Genomic DNA, 363 nt, shown 5'->3' with positions numbered 1-363 from the left:
CCCGCCAAACGAAGTTGAGAGTCACATATCGCTACTGTGTCACAGGGCCATGTTTGATAGTTATGAAACGCCTTCCCATCGGGTCTAATATCTATTGATACAGATTCCGGGCGAGAGGGTTTTTCGATGGCTGATCGGATCGGGACGTTGCTGAACCGTTCGGGTGATGGTGGCGAGAAGGTGCTCATCGTCAGCCGCGGGAAGGAGCGAACTCGGTTCCGGCGCCGGGACGAGTTGGACTGGAACTTTCGGGTGGAGTCGACGGACTCAGAGAACGTCGTCGAGGTAACGCCAAAGCCGAAGCCGGCTCGCCGGGCCTCGCGTCCGCGTGGGCAGCGGGTGGCGTACGTGCGGGTTTCGGCG

General features: G+C 59.8%; 1 pseudogene. It reads left to right on the top strand.

From position 1 onward, the window contains the following. Positions 1–126: 126 nt before the first annotated feature. Positions 127–363: pseudogene (locus G6019_RS17550) on the top strand (recombinase family protein); the annotation flags it as partial.

The sequence above is a fragment of the Dietzia sp. DQ12-76 genome (assembly GCF_014145045.1).
In the GTDB taxonomy this organism is placed as follows: domain Bacteria; phylum Actinomycetota; class Actinomycetes; order Mycobacteriales; family Mycobacteriaceae; genus Dietzia.
This window is presented reverse-complemented; position numbering and strand designations above follow the sequence as displayed.